Origin of the sequence: Psittacicella hinzii, from assembly GCF_003585885.1 — a bacterium.
Lineage (GTDB): Bacteria > Pseudomonadota > Gammaproteobacteria > Enterobacterales > Psittacicellaceae > Psittacicella.
The window spans coordinates 1-1144 of the sequence record NZ_NRHC01000112.1; the positions used below are offsets into that span (position 1 = coordinate 1).

Genomic DNA, 1144 nt, shown 5'->3' on the forward strand with positions numbered 1-1144 from the left:
TCGGGAGAATAGGGTAAATCTAGTTGATTTGAGTTTGTACTATGATCAGTTAGATTTGGCTTCGTTTCTGCTCCTAAACTTCTTTATGGTCCAAATAAACTCTTATAGACTTTAAGGGAGCTATGGGATATAATGGGAATTAGGTGTATTAAGTTTTGCTTAAGCTTTCTAAAAGCTTTTTAAGAGCTTTTTAAAAACCATTTTTCGACCTTTTAAAGGCGTTTTAAAGGCGTTTTAAAGTCATTTTAAAGTCATTTTAAAGCTTTGCATAAGCTTAACTATGGATTTTTATTTATAGGGAATAACAACAAAGAAAAGGGAAGAAGGATTTAAAAACAAGATTACTGTCTTTCTTGTCGGAGTTTGTTATGCCAAATTTGCTTTCTAGTTGAGTTCTTTTCAGCTAAGAAGCAATGTGCCGAATTTTACCAGAGGTTGATTTAAAAAAATTCAGCTTTGGGTTAAAAAAGTTTGCTTTAGATTTGTAAGGATCAAATGCTATAGCTTGATCTTCTGATCAAAAGAGAAAGTAATTCTCTTGATCATTTACTTTGATAGTATCGCTACGAGCGATAAGGATTATTTGATAATGAGTAAGTTAAATGACGTTTTAGATAGATTACCTCATTGCCCAATTGCTCTTACTGTGTCAGTAATTGCTTCACGTTGGAAGTTACTAATTGTGCGTGACCTTTTAGTTGCAACAAAACGTAATAGTGAACTCCTAGCAAGTTTAGATGGTATTTCTCAAAAAGTACTAACTAGTACGTTAAAAGAGATGGTAAAACAAGGTCTTGTTAGTCGTAAGATCTACCCAGAAGTTCCTCCAAGAGTAGAGTACTCTCTAACACCTCTAGGTTTTAGTTTAGTACCAGTTCTAATTGCTTTAAAAGATTGGGGTGAGCATTTCCAAAATGTAATGGGATTAGAGTCTGCAGAAAAAGACTATACAGATATCTACATGGAACAGCTTTATCAGCGCATGCAGTCTAAAGGTATTGATAATGGTAATAATCTAAGTCAAGTACTTACTGACCAATTTGATAATCTCTTTGCAGAGCTGAAAGCTGATGATTTAAAACAAGTATTTGGTGAGTAATCTTTCAAAAAAGAACTGATTGAAACCTGAAATCCGTACTTTTGT

The 1144-nt window shown here is 33.3% G+C and carries 1 protein-coding gene; it reads left to right on the forward strand.

What is annotated here, in order from left to right:
• The first annotated feature begins 589 nt into the window (after positions 1–589).
• Positions 590–1099, forward strand: coding sequence for a winged helix-turn-helix transcriptional regulator (locus CKF54_RS07195; RefSeq protein WP_119525677.1), 510 nt, complete (start codon positions 590–592; stop codon positions 1097–1099).
• Positions 1100–1144: the final 45 nt, after the last annotated feature.

Excerpts from the sequence above, each read along its gene's own strand:
- CKF54_RS07195 (WP_119525677.1), top strand. The coding sequence starts at position 590 with ATGAGTAAGTTAAATGACGTTTTAGATAGATTACCTCATTGCCCAATT.